Here is a 21,352-nt window from a genome sequence, read left to right as displayed (position 1 = left end):
AGGACCTCCTTGCCTCGCTGCCCCGGCGCCGGTCCGCCGGTGGCGTGCTGCATAGCAGCAACACCGCGACCGGTGCCACTGCCAACGATTGTCCTTTAGTCGACCGTCTGGTCCGAACCGGATCGGACGGGCTCGGCCGAAAGCAGATCGAGCAGCGTCAGCGCGACCACCTCGGCCGCCTTGCGGAGATCGGCGAGCGGAAGCCGCTCGTCCGCCCGATGGGCGTTCGCCTCCTCGATCGTGTGAGGACCGGCTCCGTAGAGGACGGTCGGAATGCCGCGCGCGGCATAGTGGCGGGCGTCGGTGTAGAGGGGGACGCCCTTCGCGGCGACCGGCTCGCCCATGATCCGGGTGGCATGCATGCAAAGCGGCTCGACGAGCCGCTCCGCGCCTGGAAGCTCAACGAGCGGCATCGCAAGCAGGATCCTGCGGACCGTCACCGCCGCGCCGGGATGTCCGGCCACCGCCTGCTCCACGAGCCGGCGCAGCTCGGCTTCGACCTCCGCCGGATCCTCCTCCGGGATCATGCGGCGATCGAGGCGAAAGGTGACGCGATCCGGCACGACATTGGTGTTGATGCCGCCGCGGATGAGACCGACCGTCACCTGCGGCGAGCCGATGCCGGGGACGGCGGAGATACGGGACCCAAGCGTCCGCCGGTAGGCGTAAAGCGCGGCGAGGACCTCGGTGGCGATCTCCAGCGCGTCGACGCCGGTGAACGGCATGGCGGCATGGGCCGAGCGCCCCCGCACCTCCACCTCCAGATGGAGGCAGCCATTGTGGGCGGTCACGACGGCATAGGAGAAGCCCGCCCCGATCGCGAGATCGGGCTTCGTGATGCCCCCGGCGAGCAGCCAGCCCGGGCCGATCTCGCCGCCGGCCTCCTCGTCGTAGGTGACGTGCAGTTCGACCGTGCCCGAAAGCGGGGCTTCCGCCGCCTGCAGCGCCAGGAGAGCATAGGCGTAGGTCGCGATGTCGGACTTGGACACCGCGACGCCCCGGCCGTACATCCAGCCGTCACGCACGGCAGCGCCGTAGGGGTCCTCGGTCCAGCCCTCGCCGGGCGGCACGACGTCGCCATGGGCATTGAGGGCGATGACCGGCCCGGGGCCGAACACGCGCCGGACGACCAGATTCGTGCAGGAGACCATGCCGTGGCTCAGGACGAGATCCTCCGGCACGACATGCCGCTCGACCTCGAAGCCGAGCGCCGTCAGCGCCTTCGCGGTGTGTTCGGCATGGGGGGCGCAATCGCCCGGCGGATTGTCGGAGGGCACACGGACGAGATCGGCCAGGAACGCCTCCATCTCGGCGTGCCAGGCGTCGAGATAGGCGGCGATCGATTCGGCTGCGGCGCTCATCGGACAGCTCCTGCGTGGAGGACGTTGAGGAGGAATCGGAGAAGGACGTCGAGCGCGGCGCCGGCATCCGCCTGATCGACCGCTTCGGCGGGATCATGGCTCACGCCGCCGGCGCAGCGCACGAACAGCATGCCGACCGGACAGAGCGCGGCGACCGCCATCGCGTCGTGCCCGGCCCCGCTCGGCAGGAGCCGGACGGGCAGGCCTGCCTCGGCCACGGCCCGGGAGAGCGCCGCAATCATTCCCGGGTCGCATCGCGTTGCGCGCGCCGCATGGGTCGGCCGGATTTCGGCCCGCACGCCGCGCCGGGTCGCAATTTCGCGGATCCGCCCCTCGAGCGCCGCGATTGCGGCCTCGCGGACGGCGTCCTCGGGATGGCGCAGATCGACGGTGAAAGCGGCGCGACCCGGAATGACGTTGACAGCGCCGGGCTCGGCGACGAGCCGTCCGACGGTCGCGACGAGATCCGGCGCGGAGCGGCCGGTCGATTCCACGGCAAGCACCATCTCGGCCGCGGCGGCGAGCGCATCCCGCCTGAGCCCCATCGGCACCGTGCCGGCGTGACCCGCCTCGCCGGCGACATCGATTGCGGCACGGCTCGCGCCGGCGATGGCGGTCACCACGCCGACCGCAAGCCCCTCGCGCTCGAGCACCGGGCCCTGCTCGATATGGACCTCGACATAGCCGAGGATATCCTCGGGCCGGCGCGCCACCGCGCCGATCGCTGCCGGATCGCAGCCGAAGGCGGCGAGCGCGTCGCGGAGCGTAATGCCGCGATCGTCCACGAGATCGAGCGCAGCGGCATCGAATGTGCCGGCAATCGCCCGCGAACCGGAGAGCGTCGTCGGAAAGCGCACGCCCTCCTCGTCGCCGAACGCGATCACCTCGACCGCCGTTTCGAACCGCATGCCGCGGGCGGAAAGCTCCGCGACCGCCGCCACCGCCGTGAGGACCCCGAAGGAGCCGTCATAGCGCCCGGCCCGGCGGACCGTATCGAGATGCGAACCGATCAGGAGCGCCGGCGCGCCGGGCCTGCGCCCCTCATAGCGTCCGACGACATTGCCGATCGCGTCGATGCGCGCCGTCATGCCGGCCTCTTCCATCCAGGCCTTCACGCGGTCCGCCGCGCACCGGTGGGCGGGCGAGAGGAAGGTGCGGGCGAGATGACCCTCCTCGTCGCTGAAGCGGGCGAGCGCATCGAGCCGCGCCATCAGCGCCGCCGCGGCCTCGCCGGCGCGGAAATCCGGGAGCCTCACGCCGGCTGCCGGAACGGGTGGTGCTCGTGCCAGTGGCGGGCGATGTCGATCCGCCGCGCCAGCCACACCCGGTCGTGCCCGGCGACGTAATCGAGGAAGCGCTCAAGCGCGGCGGCGCGGCCCGGACGGCCGGCGAGCCGGCAGTGAAGTCCGACCGAGAGCATCTTCGGCGCGCCCTCGCGGCCTTCGCGATAGAGCATGTCGAAGCTGTCGCGGAGATAGGCGAAGAACTGGTCGCCGGAATTGAAGCCCTGCGGCGTCGCGAAACGCATGTCGTTGGCGTCGAGCGTGTAGGGGACGACGAGTTGCGCGCCATTCGGACCGGCGAGCCAGTACGGCAGCTCGTCGGCATAGGAATCGGCCGTGTAGAGGAAACCGCCCTCCTCCATCACCAGCGGCACCGAGTGCATCGAGGCCCTGCCGGTATACCAGCCGAGCGGCCGCTCGCCGGTGACGGCCGCATGAAGGCGGATCGCCTCGCGCATGTCGGCGCGCTCGGCCTCCTTGTCGTAGTCCTTGTATTCGATCCACTTCAGGCCGTGCGAGGCGATCTCCCAGCCGGCCTCCTTCATGGCCGCGACCTGTTCGGGCGAGCGCATCAGCGCGGTCGCCACGCCGTAGACGGTGACCGGGATCGCGCGCGCGGTGAACAGGCGATGGAGCCGCCAGAAGCCGGCGCGCGCGCCATATTCGTAGATCGTCTCCATGTTCCAGTGCCGCTGGCCAGGCCAGGGCTGGGCGCCGACGATCTCGGAGAGGAACGCCTCCGAGGCGGCGTCGCCGTGGAGCACGTTGTTCTCGCCGCCCTCCTCGTAGTTGATCACGAACTGCACGGCGATGTGCGCCCCGCCCGGCCAGCGCGGATCGGGCGGGCTGCGGCCGTAGCCGAGCATGTCGCGCGGATAGTCCGCGCCGGAGGGATAGCGCCGATCACCGTTCATGCCGCGACATGAACGGAATCGGCCGGCCGATGCAAGCGGCCGCGAGACTCGGCGGCCGGAGGGACCGCCGTCTCAGCCTGCCTCGATCGCCGACGGGTTCACGATCCCCTCCGCGATGTCGGAGAGTTCCTCGTCGGTTGCCTTCTCGTCCTCGAGAATGTCGCCGAGCTGGCGCGCATCCTCCTCGAGCCCGAGCGAGCTCGCATAGGTCGCCAGCGTCCCGTAGAGGGCGATCTCGTAATGCTCCACGCGCTGCGCCGAGGCGATGAGCGCGGCGTCGCGGAGCGGTCCCGGCTCCGTGATCCCCATCATCTTCTCCGCCTCGCGGACGATGGACTGCATCGCCTGGTCCTTGTGCTCCAGCGGACCCGCCTTCAGCCGCTTCAGGATGGTCTCGACCTGCGCGCCATGCGCGACCGTTTCCTCGCGGTGGGTCCTGAACGCCTTCCTCAGTTCCTCGTCGCTCGCCGCCTCGGCCATCTTGCCGAGTGCGGCGGCGAGCATCGCCTCGACGCTGCGCGCCTCCTGGAGCTCTGCCACGTACATTTCGCGAAATCTGTCGATATGCATTTTCGTCTCCCCGGCCGGAGGGCGGTTGCTGCGAGAATGTTCGCCGCGATCCCACGGTTCCGGCCGGAACCCCGCCCCGCGGGCTCCGTTAGACCGCCGATGACGAGCGGCGCGCCTTCCGGGCTCCTCCCCCGAGATTCTGACCATCCACCGCGGCGCCTGCCGATCGGCGCCGAGCCTGGGCAGGACGGCACCTCGTTCCGCGTGTGGGCGCCCTCCCGCGAGCGGGTCGCCGTCACCCTCATGAACGGCGGAACCCATCCGCTCGCGCGCGAAGCCTCAGGCCATTTCTCCGGCTTCGTACGGGGCATCCGCCCGGGGGCACGCTACGGATTCAGCTTTCCGGGCGAGTGCGAGATCGCGCCGGATCCAGCCTCGCGCTGGCAGCCCGACGGGCCGGAAGGCTGGTCGGTGGTCGTCGATCCGGCGTTTGCATGGACGGACGACGCCTGGCCGGGGCTTCAACTCGAAGGCCAGGTGCTCTGCGAGATCCATGTCGGCACGCTCACGCCCGAGGGCACCTGGCGTGCCGCGGCGGAGCGGCTCCGCGATTTCCGGGACGTCGGCATCACCGCGCTGGAGATCATGCCGGTCGCCGACCATCCGGGCCGGTTCGGCTGGGGCTATGACGGCGTCGCGCTCTTCGCGCCGAACCACAATTACGGCACGCCGGAGGACTTCCGGCGCTTCGTGGACGAGGCCCACCGGCAGGGCGTCGGCGTGGTGCTCGACGTGGTCTACAATCATTTCGGTCCCGAAGGCGGCTCACACCACCGGTTCGCAAGGACCTGGTGGAACAGGGAGATCGATTCGGAATGGGGCGCCGCGCTGAATTTCGATCGGCCGGGCTCCGAGGGGGTGCGGGAATTCGTGCTCGCGAACGTGCGCTGCCTCATCGGGGAGTACCACCTCGACGGGCTGCGGATCGACGCGACGCAGGCGTTCCACGACGGTTCCGGCGAGCACATCCTCTCCCTGGTGTCGCGAGCCTGCCGGGATGCGGCCGGCGGGCGGCGGGTCCTCGTGCTCGGCGAGAACGAGCCCCAGCAGGCAAGCCTGATGCGGCCTCCCGCCGAGAACGGTTCCGGCTTCGACGCACTCTGGAACGACGACTTCCACCATTCCGCGCTGGTTGCGGCGACCGGCCGGCGCGAGGCGTATTTCACCGACCATCAGGGCACGCCGCAGGAGCTCGTCTCCGCCGCGAAATATGGCTACCTGTTTCAGGGGCAGCGCTATTCCTGGCAGGACAAGGGCCGGGGAAGTCCCGCCTTCGACATCCCGCGCCGGCGGTTCATCGACTATCTGGAAAACCACGACCAGCTCGCCAACCAGGGCCGCGGCCACCGGCTCCACCAGATGACGAGCCCGGGCCGGTTCCGCGCCCTCACCGCTCTCCAGCTCCTCCTGCCCGGCACGCCGCTCCTCTTTCAGGGCGCACATTTCTGCAGCTCGAAGCCGTTTCTGTACTTCGCCGATTTCGGCGGGGAGCTCGGCGAGCGAATCCGCTCGGGCCGGCTCGACTTCGTCCGGCAGTTCGCGAGCCTCGCCGCGCCCGATTCGGAGGGGACCCTGCCCGACCCGGCGGCCCCCGAGACCTTCGAGTCCTGCAAGCTCGACTGGAGCGAGTCCGAGCGGAACAGCTCGGCAGTCGCGCTCCATCGCGACCTCATCTCGCTGCGGCGAAGCGATCCCGTCCTTACGGCGCCCGGGACGCGGCTCGACGGCGCCGTGGTTGACAAGCAGGCATTCGTTCTGCGCTTCTTCGGGGCGACCGGAGAAGATCGCCTGCTCGTCGTCAATCTCGGCAGCCAGGTGAACCGGGATTCCATCGCCGAACCCCTTGTCGCGCCGCCGGCGGGTTCGCGGTGGCAGATCGTCTGGTCCAGCGAAGATCCTCGCTACGGCGGAGCCGGCACGCCGCCCGTCGAGAGCGACCGGGGCTGGCGCATGCCGGCCGAAGCGGCAATTCTGATGGGACCCGCGCATGTCGAATCCTGATCCGATCCGCATCATCGAGGGGGCCGACCTCGGGCGGGCGTCCGACCGGGAATATCTCGTCGCGAACGGGCTCGGCGGCTATTCGTCGGCCGGACTGCTCGGCGAGATCACCCGCCGGTATCACGGCCTCCTGGTTTCGGCGCTGCCCGCCCCCTACGGCCGCACGGTCGTGCTGACGACGCTCGCGGAACAATTGCAGCTCCCCGACGGCCGGCGGGTCGAGCTCGGCCGTGCGGAGGGGGGCTGCCTGCCGAGCACGTTCCGGCTGGAGCTCGGATTGCCCGTCTGGCGCTACGAGATCGGCGACGTGGTCGTCACGAAGCGGATCGGGATGCGCCACCTGCAGAACACGGTCGACGTCCTCTACGATCTCGAGGGACCGGCCGGCTGCCGCCTGCTCCTCCGACCCTGGCTCGGGTCCAGGCCGATCGAAGGCGCGGTCGAGAGCACGCGCCGGGCCGTGCCGGTCCTGCGCGCGCTGGGATCGCTCTACGAGATCGAGACGCAGGACGACATCCCTCCGCTCAGGATCCGCCTCCTCGGCCGGGAAGCCGTGTTCGAGCTCGAGGGCGGGGAGAGCGCGGAATTCCGCTACACGGTGGAAGCGGAGCGCGGCCATGCCTCGATCGGCACGCTGTGGAGCCCGGGGATCCTGTCGGCGGCACCCGATGCCGGTCAGGTCGCGTTCTGCGCGTCGACCGATCCCTGGCACGCCGTGCTGGCGCTGAGCGGCAGGGACAGCCTCGGATTCGAGCGGCAGCGGCGGCGCCACCTCATCACGATCGCCGATCCCGTTCTTCACGAGGGCCTGGCGGCGGAGCTCGTTCTCGCCGCCGATTCGTTCGTCATCGACCCGGTCGGCCGCCTCGCCGACAAGGCGCGGGCGCGGGCGGAGGGCGACGAGGCGCGCACCGTGATAGCCGGCTACCACTGGTTCACGGACTGGGGCCGGGACACGATGATCTCGCTCGAAGGCCTGACGCTCGCGACCGGCCGCCATCGCGAGGCGGGCTGCATTCTCAGGACCTTCGCCCATTACATCCGTGATGGGCTCATCCCGAACATGTTCCCCGAGGGCGAGACGCAAGGGCTCTATCACACCGCCGATGCGACGCTCTGGCTCTTCCACGCCCTCGAGCGCTACCTCCGCATCACCGGGGACTGGTCCACGCTCGAGGCCGTCCTCCCGAAGCTCGAGGGCATCCTCGACCGCCATCTGCACGGCACCCGCTTCGGCATCGGCGTCGATCCGGAGGACGGGCTGCTGCGGCAGGGCGAAGAGGGCTACCAGCTCACCTGGATGGACGCGAAGGTGGAGGACTGGGTCGTCACCCCCCGCCGCGGCAAGGCCGTGGAGATCAACGCGCTCTGGTACAACGCCCTCTGTCTGACGGAGGACTGGCTCCGGCGCGCCGGCGAGTTCGACCGTGCGGATGGGCTGAAGGCGCATGCGCAGCGCACCCGCGAGGCGTTCAATCGCCGGTTCTGGTCCGATGCGCTCGGCCACCTCTACGACGTGGTCGACGGCGAGGACGGAGACGATCCCGCCTGTCGCCCGAACCAGATCTTCGCGATTGCGCTGCCCCATCCCGTCCTGGACGAGGAGCGCTGGCGTCCCGTGTTCGCGACAGTCCGGGACCGTCTCCTGACGCCCTTCGGCCTCCGTTCGCTCGACCGGGCGAACAAGGATTACAAGCCGCGCTATTTCGGCGATCTTCGCGCCCGCGACGCGGCCTATCACCAGGGCACGGTCTGGGGCTGGCTGATCGGCCCCTATGTCGATGCCTGGCTCCGCATCGATCCCGCTGCGGCCCCCGAGGTCCGGGACCTGCTCATGGCCTATTCCAGCCACCTGTCGGAGGCGGGCGTCGGCACGATCAGCGAGATCTTCGACGGCGATCCGCCCTTCACGCCGCGCGGCTGCATATCGCAGGCCTGGAGCGTGGCGGAATGGCTGCGCGCCTGGGCGAAGGCGTCGAAGCCGCCGGCCTGAAGGACGGGCCGGTCCGCCCGCGTCCGCGCCAGGCCATCGAAAGCCGACGAAGAAAGTTCCTTCAACTCTGGAACCCGCGCTTCCACACCACGTTGAGCGCGATACGGGTTCGGCGCGTGCCGGGCCGCTGTCACGACCTGCGCGGAATGGCTCGCCCGATGTCCGATCCGGAACGCACATTCCCTCACGACGAAACCGGCCTAAGTCTGGATGTGCGTATATGCCGTGCAATCGCAGCGGGGGGATTGGAACTTGGCGTCTGAATCGGTTCGCGTCGGCATTGTCGGGGTCGGGAATTGCGCGTCCGCCTTCGTTCAGGGGCTCGGCTACTACCGGGAGGCGAAAGGGAACGAACCGGTTCCGGGCCTGATGAGCCCGGAACTCGGCGGCTACGGCATCAGCGACATCGAGATCGCGTCGGCATTCGACGTGAATGCGAAAAAGGTCGGGCGCGACGTCGCGGAGGCGATCTTCGCGCCGCCCAACAACACGCACTGCTTCGCGGAGGTCAAGCCGACGGGCGTCCGCGTGGAGCGCGGCAAGACGCTCGACGGGCTCGGCCGCTATCTGCGCGAGGAGATCGAGGAATCCGACGAGCCGACCGCCGACGTCGCGGAGGTGCTCGAGCGGACCCGCACCAATGTGCTCGTGTCCTACCTTCCGGTAGGCTCGCAGCGGGCGACGGAATGGTATGCGGAGCGCGCGCTGGAGGTGGGCTGCGCCTTCGTGAACTGCATCCCCGTCTTCATCGCCTCCGACCCGGCCTGGCGGAAGCGGTTCGAGGAGCGCCGGCTTCCGATCATCGGCGACGACATCAAGAGCCAGGTCGGCGCCACCATCGTCCACCGCGTGCTTGCCAACCTCATGCGCGAGCGCGGGGTCCGTCTCGACCGCACCTACCAGCTGAACTTCGGCGGAAATTCCGACTTTCAGAACATGCTGGAGCGGGAGCGGCTGGAATCGAAGAAGATCTCGAAGACCCAGGCCGTCACCAGCCAGCTCGACGTGCCGCTGCCCGCCGGCGACGTCCATATCGGGCCGAGCGACTTCGTCCCGTGGCTGACCGACCGCAAATGGGCCTATATCCGCATGGAGGGCACCGCCTTCGGCGGCGTGCCGCTCAACATGGAGCTGAAGCTCGAAGTCTGGGATTCGCCCAATTCCGCCGGAATCGTGATCGACGCGGTGCGCTGCGCCAAGCTCGGGCTGGACCGCGGGATCGGCGGCGCCCTCGCAGGTCCGTCGAGCTATTTCATGAAGTCTCCGCCGGAGCAGTTCACCGATCACGAGGCGCGCGAGCGCACCCTGCGCTTCGTCCGGGGCGACGAGCCGAAGGGCGGCAAGGCGTGACGGCGACGTTGTTCCTCGTGCGGCACGCCGCCCACGGCGATCTCGGACGGGTGCTGAGCGGCCGGCGGGCCGGGATCGGGCTCGCCGAGCACGGCACGGAGCAGGCGCGCCGCCTGGCGCACCGGCTGAAGCGCGACCCGGTCGCGGCGATCGTCACCAGCCCGATCGAGCGCGCCGCCGAGACGGCGGCAATCATCGGCGAGGCGCTCGGCGTGCCGCCGGCGACCGACGACGCCTTCACCGAGGTCGATTTCGGCGCCTGGACCGGCCGCAGCTTCGAAAGCCTGCGCGACGATCCGGAATGCCGGCTGTGGAACGAGGCGCGCTCGCGCGCCCGCCCGCCCGGCGGCGAGAGCATCCACGAGGTGCAGCATCGCGCGGTCGCCGCGCTCGAACGGCTGCGCGCCGCCTATACCGGCCTGGCGGTCGTCGTGGTCAGCCATGGCGACGTCATCCGCGCCGCGCTCGCCCATTATCTCGGGCTCCCCCTCGACAATCTCCTCCGCTTCGAGATCAGCCCCGCATCGCTGAGCGCGCTCGTGGTCGGCGACTGGGGCGGCAAGGTGCTCTCGGTCAACGAAGTGCCGGCAGGGTGAGACGGGGACCGAGATGCGGATCGTCGTGTTCGGACTGACCGTATCCTCCTCCTGGGGCAACGGCCACGCCACGCTCTGGCGGGGGCTCTGCCGGGCGCTCGCACGGCGCGGCCACCAGGTGGCCTTCTTCGAACGCGACGTGCCCTATTACGCTGCGACGCGCGACTGCCATGAGATCCCCGGCGCGACGCTCGTCCTCTATCCGGACTGGGCAGGGATCCGCGCCCGCGCCGAGCGCGAGATCGCCGGCGCCGACGTCGCCGTCGTGACCTCCTATTGCCCGGACGGCGTGGCGGCGACCGAGCTGGTGCTCGCCGCCCCCTCGGCGCTTCGCGTCTTCTACGACCTCGACACGCCCGTGACGCTCGCCAGGCTGAAATCCGGCGAGCGGCCCGATTATATCGGCGAGGGCGGCCTGGCGGGGTTCGACCTCGTGATGAGCTATACCGGCGGCGAGGCCCTCGGCGAGCTCGCGCGGACGCTCGGCGCCCGGAACGTCGCGCCGCTCTACGGCCACGTCGACCCCGAAGTGCACCGGCCGACTGCCGCCGTCCGCCGGCTCGCCGCCTCCCTCTCCTATCTCGGCACCTACGCGGCCGACCGCCAGGCGGCGCTCGACCGCCTCTTCATCGAGCCGGCGCGCCGCCGCCCCGACACCCGCTTCCTCATCGGCGGGGCGCAGTACCCGCAGGAATTCCCCTGGTCGGAAAACATCTTCTTCGTCCGCCACATGCCGCCCGCGGAGCATCCCGCCTTCTTCTCCTCGTCCCGGCTGACCCTCAACATCACGCGCAGCGCAATGGCGGCGATGGGCTGGTGCCCGTCGGGCCGGCTCTTCGAGGCGGCCGCCTGCGGTACGCCCGTCCTTTCCGACCGCTGGGACGGGCTCGACGCCTTCTTCGCACCTGGCGAGGAGATTCTCGTCGCGGACGAAACGGAGGATACCCTCGCCGCGCTCGATCTCGGGGATGCCGAACTCCGGCGGATCGCCGGGCGGGCCCGCGAGCGGGTCCTCTCGGAGCACACCTCGGACCGGCGCGCGGCCGAATTCGAGCGCCTCGCGGAACAGGCATGGGCGGCGGGCGCGCAGGCGGCGCCCATCCCGGCGGAGGCCTGACATGTGGGGAATCGTTCCGGCCGCCGGCCGCGGCAGCCGCATCCAGCCGCTGGCGTTCTCCAAGGAGCTGCTTCCCGTCGGAAGCCGGCTCGACCACGGCATCGAACGGCCCTGCGCGGTGAGCGAGTACCTCGTCGAGCGGATGATCCGCGGCGGCGCCGAGAAGATCTGCTTCGTCATCTCGCCGGGCAAGTCCGACATCATGGAATATTACGGCGCCGGCTATCGCGGCGTCACGGTCGCCTATGTCGTCCAGCCGCAGGCGAGCGGCCTCTGCGACGCCATCTTCCGGGCGAGCCCGCTCGTCCAGCCGGACGAGCCGGTCGTGGTCGGGCTTCCCGACACGATCTGGTTTCCGGAGGACGGGCTCGCCGCGCTGCCGCGCGACAGGCTCGCCTTCCTGCTCTTCCCGGTCGAACGGCCCGAGCTCTTCGACGCCGTTGTCCTCGACGAGGCCGGCATGGTCCGCGAGATCCAGGTGAAAAGGCCCGGCGCCGCGTCGCACTGGATCTGGGGCGCCTTCACCATGCCCGGGCGCGTCCTCCACGATCTCGACGCGCTCTGGGTCGCGCGCGGCCGGAGCGACGAATATATCGGCACGCTGGTCAACGCCTATATCGCGGCGGGCGGCGAGGCCTGCGGGGTCCCGGCCGGCCGCTCCTATGTCGATGTCGGCACGCTCAACGGCTACCGTTCGGCGATCGGCCTCCTGAGCGAGGCCGATTCCACCGGCCCCCTCGCCGGCGGCCTCCATGTCGAGCTCGGCTGGCCGGCCGGCAGCGCCATCCATTTCATCGAGGCAGGCAAGCGGGAGTAGGCCCATTGGTGTCCACGACAGCGGAATTGTCGCGGGAGGAGATCCGCAGGAGGGCCGACGCGCTCGGGCCGTGGTTCCACAATATCGACCTCAACGGCGTGTCCACGGCCCCGGACCATTTCCTCGGCGACTATCCGAGCGTGAAGTGGCGGCTCTTCGCGGACGCGCTGCCGCGCGACCTGACCGGCCGCACCGTGCTCGACATCGGCTGCAACGGCGGCTTCTACTCGATCGAGATGAAGCGGCGCGGCGCGGCGCGCGTCCTCGGCATCGATTTCGACGACGACTATCTCGCCCAGGCGCGCTTCGCCACCGAGGTGCTCGGCCTCGACATCGAGTTCCGCAAGCTCTCCGTCTATGATGTCGGCGCGCTCGGCGAGAGGTTCGACATCGTGATCTTCATGGGCGTCCTCTATCATCTCCGCCATCCGCTCCTCGCGCTCGACCTCATTCACGAGCACGTCGCGCGCGACCTCGTGCTCTTTCAGTCCATGCAGCGCGGCAGCAAGGACTCCGATCCGGTCGACCGCGACTATCCGTTCTGGAGCGAGGATCATTTCGACAGCCCCGGCTATCCGAAGCTTCACTTCGTCGAGCACCATTACGCCAACGACCCGACCAACTGGTGGATTCCCAACCGGGCCTGCTCCGAGGCGATGCTGAGGAGCGCGGGCTTCGCCATCGTCGACCATCCGGAGGACGAGGTCTTCCTCTGCCGCCGGGTGGAACGTCCCTACGGCGCCGGGCCGGTCTATCCCGCCGGAGGACCGCAGGCATGATCGAAGCGGCGATGATCTGGAACGAGCCCAACAACAAGTCGCACTGGGACCCCGAGATCGACCCGGAATGGATCCTCTTCGCGGACATGGCGAAGGCGGCCGGCGAGGCGATCCGGGCCGAGAACCCCCGCCTGCCCCGCGTCCTCGGCGGCATGTCGCCGATCGATCCGATGTTCGTCACGCGGCTCGCGGGCTACGGCGTGCTGGACCATGTCGACGTGCTGGCGGTGCACGGATTCCCGCTCGACTGGAACCTCTGGCAGATCCACGAATGGCCGGCCAAGATCGCGGAGATCCGGGCCGTCACGGCGCTTCCGATCTGGGTGACCGAGGTCGGGGTCTCCACCTTCGGCGCCGAGGAGGTCCAGGACTGGGGCCTGCGCCGGACGGCGGAGCTCCTGACGCGGATCGTCCCGCGGATCCACTGGTACAGCCTCTACGACCTGCCGCGCGCCTGGGAGGCGACGACGCGGCACAAGGAGGCCGAGGGCTCCTCCTACTACCGCCATTTCTACATGGGGCTCCTGCGCGAGGACGGCTCGCCGAAGCCCGCCGCCGAGAGCTTCGCCGAGTTGACCCCGGATCTCGGCATCTGCCAGTGGTTCCATTTCGAGGACCACCGGCTGGACGATGCCGTCCTCTGGATGAAGCGGCTCGGCGTCCGCCATTTGCGGACCGGACTCTCCTGGGCCGACAGCTTCCGGCCCGACGCCCTCCGCTGGTTCGACCGGCAGATGGAAGCCCTCGATGATTTCGAGGTGACGGTCACGTTCTGCTTCACGCCGGAGCATCGCGGCATCGCGCCGCATCATACGAGCGCGCCGCAGGCGAAGGAGGAATTCGCCGAATTCTGCGCCGCGATGATCCGGCGCTACGCCGGCTCGAGCGCCCCGACGCGACGGGCTGCACTGGCCACGACCTCCTGAGACGCCGGCGCGCCGTCGAGGTCCGGCCATGGCGCTCACGGTCCTCAGCGTCGCCTATCCCTTCGCACCGGTCGGACCGGACGCCGTGGGCGGCGCCGAACAGATCGTCGCCGCGATCGATGCCGGCCTCGTGCGGCGCGGGCATCGTTCGATCGTCGTCGCGCAGCAGGGCTCGCAAGTGTGCGGCAGGCTGGTGGCCGTTCCCGCGGTCCGCGGCCCCCTCGGGGATGAGGCACGCGAAGCCGGCCGGTCGAGGACGCAGGACGCGCTGGCGGCGGTCCTGGCACAGGAGCCCGTCGACGTCGTCCACCTTCACGGCATCGACTTCCATCGCTACCTCCCGGGCGGCGACGTGCCCGTGCTCGCGACGCTCCACCTTCCGCCGGGCTGGTACGCGCCCGAGGCTCTCCGGCCGGCACGCCCCGCCACCTTCCTCCATTGCGTCTCCCGTACGCAGCACGAAGCCTGCCCGCCCGGGCTGCGCCTCCTCCAGCCGATCGAGAACGGCGTGCCGGACGCGCTCTTCGAGACGCGCCTGAGGAAGCGGGATTTCGCCCTCTTCCTGGGTCGCATCTGTCCGGAGAAGGGCGTCCACCTGGCGATCGAGGCGGCCGCCGCGGCCCGGCTGCCGCTCCTCATCGGCGGCCGGGTCTTCGCCTATCCCGACCATCTGCGCTATTTCGAGGATGCCGTCCGGCCCCGTCTCGGCCCGACCTGCCGCTTTCTGGGCCCGCTCGGCTTCACGCGGAAGCGGCGGCTTCTTTCGGCGGCACGCTGTCTCCTTCTGCCCTCTCTGGCCGCGGAGACGAGCTCGCTCGTCGCGCGCGAGGCGCTCGCCTGCGGGACGCCGGTCGTCGCGTTCGACCGCGGCGCGCTGCGCGAAACGGTCGAAGACGGCCGCACCGGCTATCTCGTCCGCGACGAAGCCGAACTCGCGGCGGCGATCGCGAAGTGCCGTGCGATTTCCGCGGAGACCTGCCGGAAGGCGGCACGCCGTTTTTCCATGGACCGCATGATCGAGGCCTATCTCGCCATGTACCGGCAGATCGCCGGAGCGGGTGCGGAGGCACCGGCCGGGAGGACGATGTGAGCGCGCTCCGGCTGGAGGTGATCGAAGAGGAAGCCGCGCTCGAGCGCCTGTCGCCGGACTGGTGGGACCTCTGGCGGCGGACCGCGCATGCGACCCCCTTCCAGACTCCGGCCTGGCTCCTCGCCTGGTGGCGCGCCTTCGGTCCGGGACGGCTCCATGCGCTCGCCGTCCGATCCGGCGACGCCCTCGTCGCGCTCGCCCCGTTCTACCTCGAGGCCGCGACCGGCCGCGCGCTCCCGATCGGGATCTCGGTCAGCGACTATCTGGACGTCCTCGCCGATCCCGCCGCCGCAACGGAGGCGCTTGCCGCGATCTCCGCACATATCGCCCGTTCCGCAATCGCCGAATGGCACCTGCCGGATCTGCCGCTGGGCGCAGCCGCCCTGCGCCTGCCCACCCCCTCGGGATATGCTGAATCGAACGAGCGATCCGAGCCCTGCCCCGTGCTGACGCTCGCCGGCGCCATCGAGGAAGCGGTCCCTCCGCGCAAGCTTCGGAAGCTCCGCATGGCGCTCCACCGTGCCGGACGACGCGGAACGGTTCGGGTGGCAGCCGCGGGTGCCGGCAGCGCGGAGGACTTTCTCGACCGTCTCTTCGCCCTTCACGAGAAGCGCTGGCGCGAGCGGAACGAGCCGGGCGTGCTCGCCGATCCGGCGGTGAGGATCCTGCATCGCTGCGCCCTGCCTCCGCTCGTCGCGCAGGGCGTCGCGCGGCTCTTCACGGTCGAGATCGGAGGAGCGGTCGCCGGGGCCTATTACGGGTTCCAGGGTCCGCATGGCCGCGCCTATGCCTATCTCGGCGGCTTCGACCCGGAGTTCGGGCATGAAAGTCCCGGCACGATCCTGCTCGGCCACGCCATCGCGGAGGCCGTGCGCGAGGGCGCAGGGGAGTTCCACTTCCTGCGCGGCGGCGAGGCCTACAAATACGATTGGGGGGCAAGCGACCGCTGGAACCGCCACCGCATTCTCCGGCGTGGCGCATGATGGCCGGGCCGCTTGACCCGCTGGCGGATCTGCCGCCTCCCTTCGCGGAGCCTCTCCGGGCGCTGGTCGCGGGCACGCTGCCGCCGAACGTCGTGCTGATGCGGCTCCTTTCGGAGGCAGACCGTCCGGACCTGGTCGATAGAGCCTTCGTCGCGCTCGCCGGAGAGAGGCTCGCAGCAGAGGCGCGCGCTCGGATCGCCGAAGCGGAGCGGCTGCACCGCGCCCATCCGGATGCCTGGCGCACCATCCGGTCGGTACTTGCCGAAGCGAGGCACGACGCCGCTCCGGCCGCCGGGGCGGACGGCATAGGATATTGGACGGCGGTGTTCGACCGGGTGGCCCTGCTCTCGCCCGGCGCGGGCGCGGCGCTCTACGCCCTCGGAGACGACGCTCTCCTCGACCGCCTGACCGGGGAGATCGTCGCGGCGCTCGGGCGCTGGTCCCTCCTCCGTACCGAAACCGAGGTCCTGGATCTCGGCTGCGGGCCGGGCCGCATCGCGAAGGCTCTCGCGGCGCATGTCCGCTCCGTCACCGGCATCGACGTCTCCGGACAGATGATCGCGGCGGCGCGCCGGGCCTGCGCGGGCCTTGAGAATGTCGCGCTTGCGGTGACGGAGGGCCGCGACCTTGGCGCATTTCCGGGCGAACGCTTCGATCTCGTGCTTGCCGTGGACAGCTTCCCCTACCTGGTGCTCGCCGGCGGCGATCTCGCCGCCAGGCACGTTGCCGAAGCAGCCCGCGTGCTGCGGCCCGGCGGCACGCTCCTGATCGTCAACCATTCCTACCGGAACGATCCCGCCCTCGATGCGGAGGATCTCGCCCGGGCCGCCGTCTCCTGCGGCCTCGATCTCGTCCGCCGCGGCACATGCGACTTCGCGCTTTGGGACGGGCTGACCTTCCGGCTCGACAAGCCAGCTCGACCGGAACGCAGCGGCGCCGGCGACCGTTAGCCCCGAGATTGCGAGAGGACGCCATGGCCGAGAGAGACGAAGCGCCCCTGAGCCGCCGGTCGCGGCTTACCGCGCCGAACGAGGTCCGCCGCCCGTCCGCCCCGGGGTCGAACCAGGACGAAGCCGAGGCACGCGAGACGGATACGCCGATCTTCGAAGGCGGGAGCAGCGAGCCCGTCGCGCACCGCGTCGCCGCGGCGACCGCGATGGCGGACGAGGAGGCCGGCGCGGGCGAGCCGGAGCACCGCCCGCTCAGGCCCAACCGGGGCGGCTCGCCGGACTGACCGGCCGCCGGAAGCGCGCCGCGACGCGTTCAGGCCGCACCCGAGCGCAGCCGGGGCCCTCCCGATGGCCGGCGCGGCCGCCAAGGGCGGCGGAGGAGCCACCATGCCTCGCCGGAATCGACCGGATCGAAGAGGTGGTTCCGCGCCGCCCAGCGCGAGAAGGCGCTCGGCCTGGATTCCGGCATGGGCCGAAGCCGCTTGCCCTCGGCGAAGCTGTCGATCGCCGCGGCGAGACGGCCCGTCTCGCGATAGGCCGCCGCGAAGGCGTCCGGTTCGACGCCGCAATGCTCGGCGAGGAGCCGGACGGCGAACGCCCTGATCGTCTCCCGGGCTTCGGCCGCGCCCGGTTCGCCCGGACGGCTTTCGATCGCGAGGTCGCATTCGGTGTCGAAGCCGATCGACCTGTTGCTGATGTTCGACGTGCCGATGCGCAGCAGCCGGTCGTCGATCACCGCAACCTTGGAATGGATGATCACCGCCTGGCCGGCCGCGTTGAACGGGCTGTAGATCCTGAACCGTCCGTACCGGTCGGCGCGCCGCATGCGCTCGACCTGCACCGTGCGAACGGTGTCCATCGCCATGCGCTCGAAGCGGCCCGGGCTATGGGCCGGGTTGATTACCACGATCTCCGGGCCGTCCGGCTCCGAAAGCCGCGCGGCCAGTGCGCCCACGATGGCATCGCCGGTGAAGTACTGATTCTCGAGAATGATGCTGCGCCGGGCCGCGGCGATCATGTCGACGAAGAGTGCGCCGCTCTCCCGGACGGAGGGCGCCGCATACCATTCCGGCTCGGTGCGGGCGATGCCGACCCGGCCGTTCCTGATATTGATCTCCAGGTCGTCCGGCCAGCAATCGTGGCTGCAATCGAGCGGCGCGACGGCCTCCCCTGTCGCGCGCCGCCAGCGCTCCCGCGCGACCTCGGAAAGCGCGGCCACGATCGGCCCGGTCACCGCCATGGCGACGTCGTGGCGGGGCGGATAGGGCGCCCCGTCGGGATCGACGCGGCAGGGGTCGTCGGCAACGTGGCCGGGACGGTCCCAGCGCTCGCAGCCGAAGTCGATGCCGCCGCAGAAGGCGATCGAATGGTCGACGACGAGGAGCTTCTGATGGTGCGACGCGCCGGCCGGATGGGTTCCGTCGAGCTTCAGCTTCAATCGCACGCTCGTCATCCAGTCCCGGATCCTGAGCGCGATCTTGGGGTACTTGGCGAGCGCCATCGGAAGCGGCATGTCCCACCGAAGGACCCTGACCTCGAGCCCGGGCCGGTTCGCCACCAGCCAGTCGAGGAGATCGCCGAGGACGTCCGGCTGGGCGGCGTCCTCCCTGTGGGGCTCGAGGCGGATGCGCGGGTCGTAGTCCCATCCGATCAGCATGACGGAACGGCGCGCCTTGCGCATGGCCGCCTTCGCCGCACCGAAATAGCTGATCGCGTCGACGAGCAGCGCGATGCGGTCGGCCCGCTCGATCCGCCAGCAGTTCCGGCCGGGCTCCAGGATCGGTTGCACGGCGGAGGCGTGGCCGGCCGCGGCGCCGGCCGGGATGGCTCCCCCGTCGGATGCGGCGGGGCCGGAGCCGCCGCTCCGCGCGTCGGCTAGTCCGTCCATCGGCAGATCGCCTTCAGGGGAAGGTGGTCGGAGGCGATCCGGGAACGGGCCGAGCGATGCGCCTCGACATGCTCGAACCAGGCGTTGCGGGCGAAGATCCGGTCGAGCGGCAGGAGCGGCCGCCAGGTCGGAAAGGTCGCCCGCTGGGGAGAGCCCTCGAGCTCGCCCATGAGCGGGCGGAGGCTGCCGCCGCGGGGCCGCCATTCGTTGAGGTCGCCGAGCAGCACGCAGGGGGCGGTCTCGTCGCCCTCCGCCAGGAGGACGTCCATCAGCTGCGCGACCTGCGCGTTCCGTTCGCGCAGGGTGAGGCCGAGATGCGTCGCCACGACGCGGAGCCTGCGGCTGCCGAGCGCGAGCTCGGCGTCGATCGCCCCGCGCGGCTCGCGCCAGGTACTGAAGGTGAGGTCGACGGCGCGGGTCCGCCGGACGGGAAACCGGCTGAGGAGCACGTTCCCGAACGAGCCGGAATGATCCACGACGTTCGGGCCGGGCACGGCCTCGTAGCCGGTCAGTTCGGCGAGATAGGCGAACTGGTCGATCCAGTGCCCGTGCGTCTTGAGCCGGCGGGAATCGACCTCCTGGAGCGCGACCACGTCGGCATCGAGCTCGTGGAGGACCTCGGCGACACGCTCCGGCTCGCGGCGGCCGTCGAGCCCGACGCAGGAATGGATGTTGTAGGTCGCGATCGAGAAGCTTGCCGCCGCCGCCGCGCGCGTGCCGCCGGACCGCGCCGGCGCGGTGTTCGACGCGGCGGGGTCGCTCGGCTCCATGGTTTCGAGCCCGGAGGAGGAATTGGAGAGGAGGCTCATGCCGATTCCAGACATCGTCGAGGAGATCAACGCAAGATGGGCCCGCGGGTTCTCCGGATCCGGGTGGCGAATTGTCCCGCCGCGGGTTCTCCGATCGCCGCCTGTCGGATTCCGCCGCGGCCCGCTAGCCTGAAGCCATGCGACCGATGCTCCACCCGATCCTCGTCAACGGCCGGACGGGCGACCCGGCACTCTACGTGGATTTCCAGTTCGAGCGCCGCGCCGTCCTTCTCGACATCGGCGACATCCAGGCGCTCGAGCCGCGCCGCCTGCTGCGCGTGAGCGACGTCTTCATTTCTCATGGTCACATCGATCACCTGATCGGCTTCGACCGCCTGCTCCGCGTCCTGGTCGGGCGGCCGGCGCATATCCGCATCCACGGGCCGGCCGGCATCGCCGACAGGATCGGCCACAAGCTCGCCGGCTATACCTGAGACCTGACGGAGCGCATCGAGGCGGACCTCGTGTTCGAGGTGACGGAGCTCTTGTCGGCTTCCCGCGCCGAGCGCTGCAGGTTCCGCCTGAAGCGGAGATTCCTGCGCGAGGGCTCCGAGGTCCCGAGCATGGCCGACGGCCTCCTGCTGCGGGACAGCAACCTGGAAGTCCGTGCCGCGATCCTGGAGCACCATACGCCCTGCCTCGCCTTCGCGCTCCAGGAGCCGGTCCACGTCAATAACTGGAAGGCTCGGCTGGATGCGAGCGGCCTGCCGGTCGGGCCCTGGCTCCGGACCTTCAAGGCCGCGCTCGCCGGGAACGCATGCGGCGATCGTACCATCGAAATCGAAGGAAGGCGGGACGGCCGCACCGTCGCCCGCCGGCTGACGCTCGCGGAGCTCCGGGCCATGGATCTCGCGACGCTGACGCCAGGACAGAAGATCGGCTACGTCACGGACGCGGCCTTCACGCCGGCGAACGCGGCCGCGATCGAGGCGCTCGTCCGCGGGGCCGGACTCCTCTTCATCGAGGCGCCCTTCCGGCATGCCGATGCCGCAATCGCGGCGGATCGCGCGCACCTCACCACCTGGCAGGCGGGCGCCCTCGCCCGCCGCGCCGGCGTCCGCCGCCTCGAGCCCTTCCACTTTTCGCCGCGCTATTCCGGCGAGGAGAACGCGCTCGTCGCGGAGGTGATGGAGAGCTTCGCGGGCCGGCCGCCGGACTGACCGATCGGCCCCTGGCCCTAAGGCGGATCCCGGAACAGGGCCGAGCACTTCAGCCACCGCGCGGTCGGATGCTGCCCACTTGATCCGGAGCGGGAAGTTCCGACCGGGCGCGCTCTGGCGGGAGGCCTGGCACCCGGTATCGCTCCGTCAGCGCTCGAGCGTCATCGCGCCGAGCGCCGCCAGATCTCCCGGCAGTTCCTGGCCCCCGGCCTTGTAGCCGTTCTTGTCCAGAATGAACGCCACGATGTCGGCATAGACCTGCGGGCTGAGGCGGCCGGGCCGGTCCGGCGGCATCGCCGAGATGATGTAGCCATAAAGCGCGTCGACGGTAAGCTCGCCCCAATGGTCGTCGAAATAGGAGCCGACCAGCGGCGCGCCGCCGAATTCGCCGTTGTTGAGCTGATCGCCGTGACAATCGGCGCAGTTCTTCAGGAAGGCCTGCTGGCCGCGCTCGACCTGGGCTTCGGTGAAACTCGGCGGCCGCGTGGCATCCGAGTCGGTCGCCTTCGGCGTGGCCGGCTGCCCGAGCGGCTTCGTCGCATCGAGAGAGGGCATGCCTTTGATCTCGGACAGCGCCGCTCCGCCGGTCGCCGACAAGGCGAAGAGGGAAAGACCGAGCGCGCACAATTCCCGAAGGAGCCTCTTCTTCAACATTATCACGACCTTTCATAATCTTAGCGCCGGGCGGGCCGGCCTGTGACAGGATGCGGCCGCCTCTCCACGACCGCTCCGATTGGGCGCCCCGCTCGTCCCCGACAGCCAGGC

At 70.2% G+C, this 21,352-nt stretch carries 21 protein-coding genes and 1 pseudogene; 15 read left to right on the top strand and 7 right to left on the bottom strand.

The genetic code is table 11. The annotated features are described in order from the left end of the window. Positions 1-95: 95 nt before the first annotated feature. The 4 genes and pseudogenes from E4O86_RS02010 to E4O86_RS01995 form a co-directional block, all read right to left on the bottom strand. Positions 96-1,361 (bottom strand): M20/M25/M40 family metallo-hydrolase, encoded by a 1,266-nt coding sequence (locus E4O86_RS02010; RefSeq protein ID WP_161138843.1) that lies wholly within the window; start codon positions 1,359-1,361, stop codon positions 96-98. After that, positions 1,358-2,617 (bottom strand): allantoate amidohydrolase, encoded by a 1,260-nt coding sequence (locus E4O86_RS02005; protein WP_343039070.1) that lies wholly within the window; start codon positions 2,615-2,617, stop codon positions 1,358-1,360. The genes E4O86_RS02010 and E4O86_RS02005 overlap by 4 nt, the downstream gene beginning before the upstream one ends. A gap of 14 nt (positions 2,618-2,631) precedes the next feature. Further along, positions 2,632-3,558 (bottom strand): annotated as a pseudogene (puuE, locus tag E4O86_RS02000) (allantoinase PuuE); the annotation flags it as partial. Between the two features lie 72 nt (positions 3,559-3,630). Further along, on the bottom strand, positions 3,631-4,128 hold the full coding sequence (locus tag E4O86_RS01995) for a YciE/YciF ferroxidase family protein (protein ID WP_161138841.1): 498 nt from the start codon (positions 4,126-4,128) through the stop codon (positions 3,631-3,633). On the opposite strand from E4O86_RS01995, the gene treZ reads away from it, so the two are divergent. Genes treZ through E4O86_RS01935 form a run of 13 tightly spaced genes read left to right on the top strand, consistent with a single transcriptional unit; the run spans position 4,123 to position 17,014 of the window. Beyond that, positions 4,123-6,129: a malto-oligosyltrehalose trehalohydrolase gene (gene treZ / locus E4O86_RS01990; RefSeq protein ID WP_343039069.1), complete on the top strand. Its 2,007-nt coding sequence runs from the start codon at positions 4,123-4,125 to the stop codon at positions 6,127-6,129. The genes E4O86_RS01995 and treZ overlap by 6 nt on opposite strands. Next, positions 6,116-8,122, top strand: coding sequence for an amylo-alpha-1,6-glucosidase (locus tag E4O86_RS01985; protein ID WP_161138839.1), 2,007 nt, complete (start codon positions 6,116-6,118; stop codon positions 8,120-8,122). Before treZ ends, E4O86_RS01985 begins: the two co-directional genes overlap by 14 nt. Continuing rightward, a complete protein-coding gene (locus tag E4O86_RS23105; protein ID WP_205520614.1) occupies positions 8,080-8,385 on the top strand; it encodes a hypothetical protein in 306 nt (101 codons plus the stop codon). Before E4O86_RS01985 ends, E4O86_RS23105 begins: the two co-directional genes overlap by 43 nt. Beyond that, positions 8,375-9,472, top strand: coding sequence for an inositol-3-phosphate synthase (locus E4O86_RS01980; RefSeq protein WP_161138838.1), 1,098 nt, complete (start codon positions 8,375-8,377; stop codon positions 9,470-9,472). Before E4O86_RS23105 ends, E4O86_RS01980 begins: the two co-directional genes overlap by 11 nt. Further along, positions 9,469-10,068, top strand: a complete 600-nt coding sequence (locus E4O86_RS01975; protein WP_161138837.1) for a histidine phosphatase family protein — start codon at positions 9,469-9,471, stop codon at positions 10,066-10,068. Before E4O86_RS01980 ends, E4O86_RS01975 begins: the two co-directional genes overlap by 4 nt. A gap of 13 nt (positions 10,069-10,081) precedes the next feature. Further along, a complete protein-coding gene (locus E4O86_RS01970) occupies positions 10,082-11,185 on the top strand; it encodes a CgeB family protein (RefSeq protein WP_161138836.1) in 1,104 nt (367 codons plus the stop codon). A gap of 1 nt (position 11,186) precedes the next feature. Beyond that, positions 11,187-12,002, top strand: coding sequence for a sugar phosphate nucleotidyltransferase (locus E4O86_RS01965; protein ID WP_161138835.1), 816 nt, complete (start codon positions 11,187-11,189; stop codon positions 12,000-12,002). Between the two features lie 8 nt (positions 12,003-12,010). Continuing rightward, positions 12,011-12,781, top strand: coding sequence for a TIGR04290 family methyltransferase (locus tag E4O86_RS01960; protein WP_161138834.1), 771 nt, complete (start codon positions 12,011-12,013; stop codon positions 12,779-12,781). Then, positions 12,778-13,707, top strand: coding sequence for a glycoside hydrolase 5 family protein (locus E4O86_RS01955; protein ID WP_161138833.1), 930 nt, complete (start codon positions 12,778-12,780; stop codon positions 13,705-13,707). Before E4O86_RS01960 ends, E4O86_RS01955 begins: the two co-directional genes overlap by 4 nt. A 28-nt stretch (positions 13,708-13,735) precedes the next feature. Further along, a complete protein-coding gene (locus tag E4O86_RS01950; RefSeq protein WP_161138832.1) occupies positions 13,736-14,797 on the top strand; it encodes a glycosyltransferase family 4 protein in 1,062 nt (353 codons plus the stop codon). Beyond that, on the top strand, positions 14,794-15,780 hold the full coding sequence (locus E4O86_RS01945) for a GNAT family N-acetyltransferase (protein WP_161138831.1): 987 nt from the start codon (positions 14,794-14,796) through the stop codon (positions 15,778-15,780). Before E4O86_RS01950 ends, E4O86_RS01945 begins: the two co-directional genes overlap by 4 nt. Beyond that, on the top strand, positions 15,780-16,730 hold the full coding sequence (locus tag E4O86_RS01940) for a class I SAM-dependent DNA methyltransferase (protein ID WP_161138830.1): 951 nt from the start codon (positions 15,780-15,782) through the stop codon (positions 16,728-16,730). Before E4O86_RS01945 ends, E4O86_RS01940 begins: the two co-directional genes overlap by 1 nt. A 23-nt stretch (positions 16,731-16,753) precedes the next feature. Beyond that, the gene (locus tag E4O86_RS01935; RefSeq protein ID WP_161138829.1) at positions 16,754-17,014 is read left to right on the top strand and encodes a hypothetical protein; all 261 of its coding nucleotides are present in this window, start codon (positions 16,754-16,756) and stop codon (positions 17,012-17,014) included. A gap of 29 nt (positions 17,015-17,043) precedes the next feature. Here E4O86_RS01935 and E4O86_RS01930 read toward each other — a convergent pair whose 3' ends face one another. After that, positions 17,044-18,618, bottom strand: coding sequence for a phospholipase D-like domain-containing protein (locus E4O86_RS01930; protein WP_161138828.1), 1,575 nt, complete (start codon positions 18,616-18,618; stop codon positions 17,044-17,046). Then, positions 18,606-19,427 (bottom strand): endonuclease/exonuclease/phosphatase family protein, encoded by an 822-nt coding sequence (locus tag E4O86_RS01925; RefSeq protein WP_161138827.1) that lies wholly within the window; start codon positions 19,425-19,427, stop codon positions 18,606-18,608. The genes E4O86_RS01930 and E4O86_RS01925 overlap by 13 nt, the downstream gene beginning before the upstream one ends. A 137-nt stretch (positions 19,428-19,564) precedes the next feature. Here E4O86_RS01925 and E4O86_RS23100 point away from each other — a divergent pair, with 137 nt between their 5' ends. Next, positions 19,565-19,861, top strand: a complete 297-nt coding sequence (locus tag E4O86_RS23100; RefSeq protein WP_205520612.1) for an MBL fold metallo-hydrolase — start codon at positions 19,565-19,567, stop codon at positions 19,859-19,861. A gap of 30 nt (positions 19,862-19,891) precedes the next feature. Continuing rightward, positions 19,892-20,587 carry an MBL fold metallo-hydrolase gene (locus tag E4O86_RS23890; RefSeq protein ID WP_205520610.1) on the top strand — a complete coding sequence of 232 codons (696 nt, stop codon included), beginning with the start codon at positions 19,892-19,894 and terminating at the stop codon, positions 20,585-20,587. Between the two features lie 147 nt (positions 20,588-20,734). Here E4O86_RS23890 and E4O86_RS01915 read toward each other — a convergent pair whose 3' ends face one another. Continuing rightward, positions 20,735-21,184: a c-type cytochrome gene (locus tag E4O86_RS01915; RefSeq protein WP_161138826.1), complete on the bottom strand. Its 450-nt coding sequence runs from the start codon at positions 21,182-21,184 to the stop codon at positions 20,735-20,737. Between the last annotated feature and the right edge of the window lie 168 nt (positions 21,185-21,352).

The sequence above is a fragment of the Propylenella binzhouense genome (assembly GCF_009866965.1).
Lineage (GTDB): Bacteria > Pseudomonadota > Alphaproteobacteria > Rhizobiales > Afifellaceae > Propylenella > Propylenella binzhouense.
This window is presented reverse-complemented; position numbering and strand designations above follow the sequence as displayed.

Coding starts and splice junctions, on each gene's coding strand:
- E4O86_RS02010 (WP_161138843.1), bottom strand. CDS start 1,361: ATGAGCGCCGCAGCCGAATCGATCGCCGCCTATCTCGACGCCTGGCAC.
- treZ (WP_343039069.1), top strand. CDS start 4,123: ATGCATTTTCGTCTCCCCGGCCGGAGGGCGGTTGCTGCGAGAATGTTC.
- E4O86_RS01995 (WP_161138841.1), bottom strand. CDS start 4,128: ATGCATATCGACAGATTTCGCGAAATGTACGTGGCAGAGCTCCAGGAG.
- E4O86_RS01985 (WP_161138839.1), top strand. CDS start 6,116: ATGTCGAATCCTGATCCGATCCGCATCATCGAGGGGGCCGACCTCGGG.
- E4O86_RS23105 (WP_205520614.1), top strand. CDS start 8,080: ATGGCTGCGCGCCTGGGCGAAGGCGTCGAAGCCGCCGGCCTGAAGGAC.
- E4O86_RS01970 (WP_161138836.1), top strand. CDS start 10,082: ATGCGGATCGTCGTGTTCGGACTGACCGTATCCTCCTCCTGGGGCAAC.
- E4O86_RS01965 (WP_161138835.1), top strand. CDS start 11,187: ATGTGGGGAATCGTTCCGGCCGCCGGCCGCGGCAGCCGCATCCAGCCG.
- E4O86_RS01955 (WP_161138833.1), top strand. CDS start 12,778: ATGATCGAAGCGGCGATGATCTGGAACGAGCCCAACAACAAGTCGCAC.
- E4O86_RS01950 (WP_161138832.1), top strand. CDS start 13,736: ATGGCGCTCACGGTCCTCAGCGTCGCCTATCCCTTCGCACCGGTCGGA.
- E4O86_RS01940 (WP_161138830.1), top strand. CDS start 15,780: ATGGCCGGGCCGCTTGACCCGCTGGCGGATCTGCCGCCTCCCTTCGCG.
- E4O86_RS01935 (WP_161138829.1), top strand. CDS start 16,754: ATGGCCGAGAGAGACGAAGCGCCCCTGAGCCGCCGGTCGCGGCTTACC.
- E4O86_RS01930 (WP_161138828.1), bottom strand. CDS start 18,618: ATGGACGGACTAGCCGACGCGCGGAGCGGCGGCTCCGGCCCCGCCGCA.
- E4O86_RS01925 (WP_161138827.1), bottom strand. CDS start 19,427: ATGAGCCTCCTCTCCAATTCCTCCTCCGGGCTCGAAACCATGGAGCCG.
- E4O86_RS23100 (WP_205520612.1), top strand. CDS start 19,565: ATGCGACCGATGCTCCACCCGATCCTCGTCAACGGCCGGACGGGCGAC.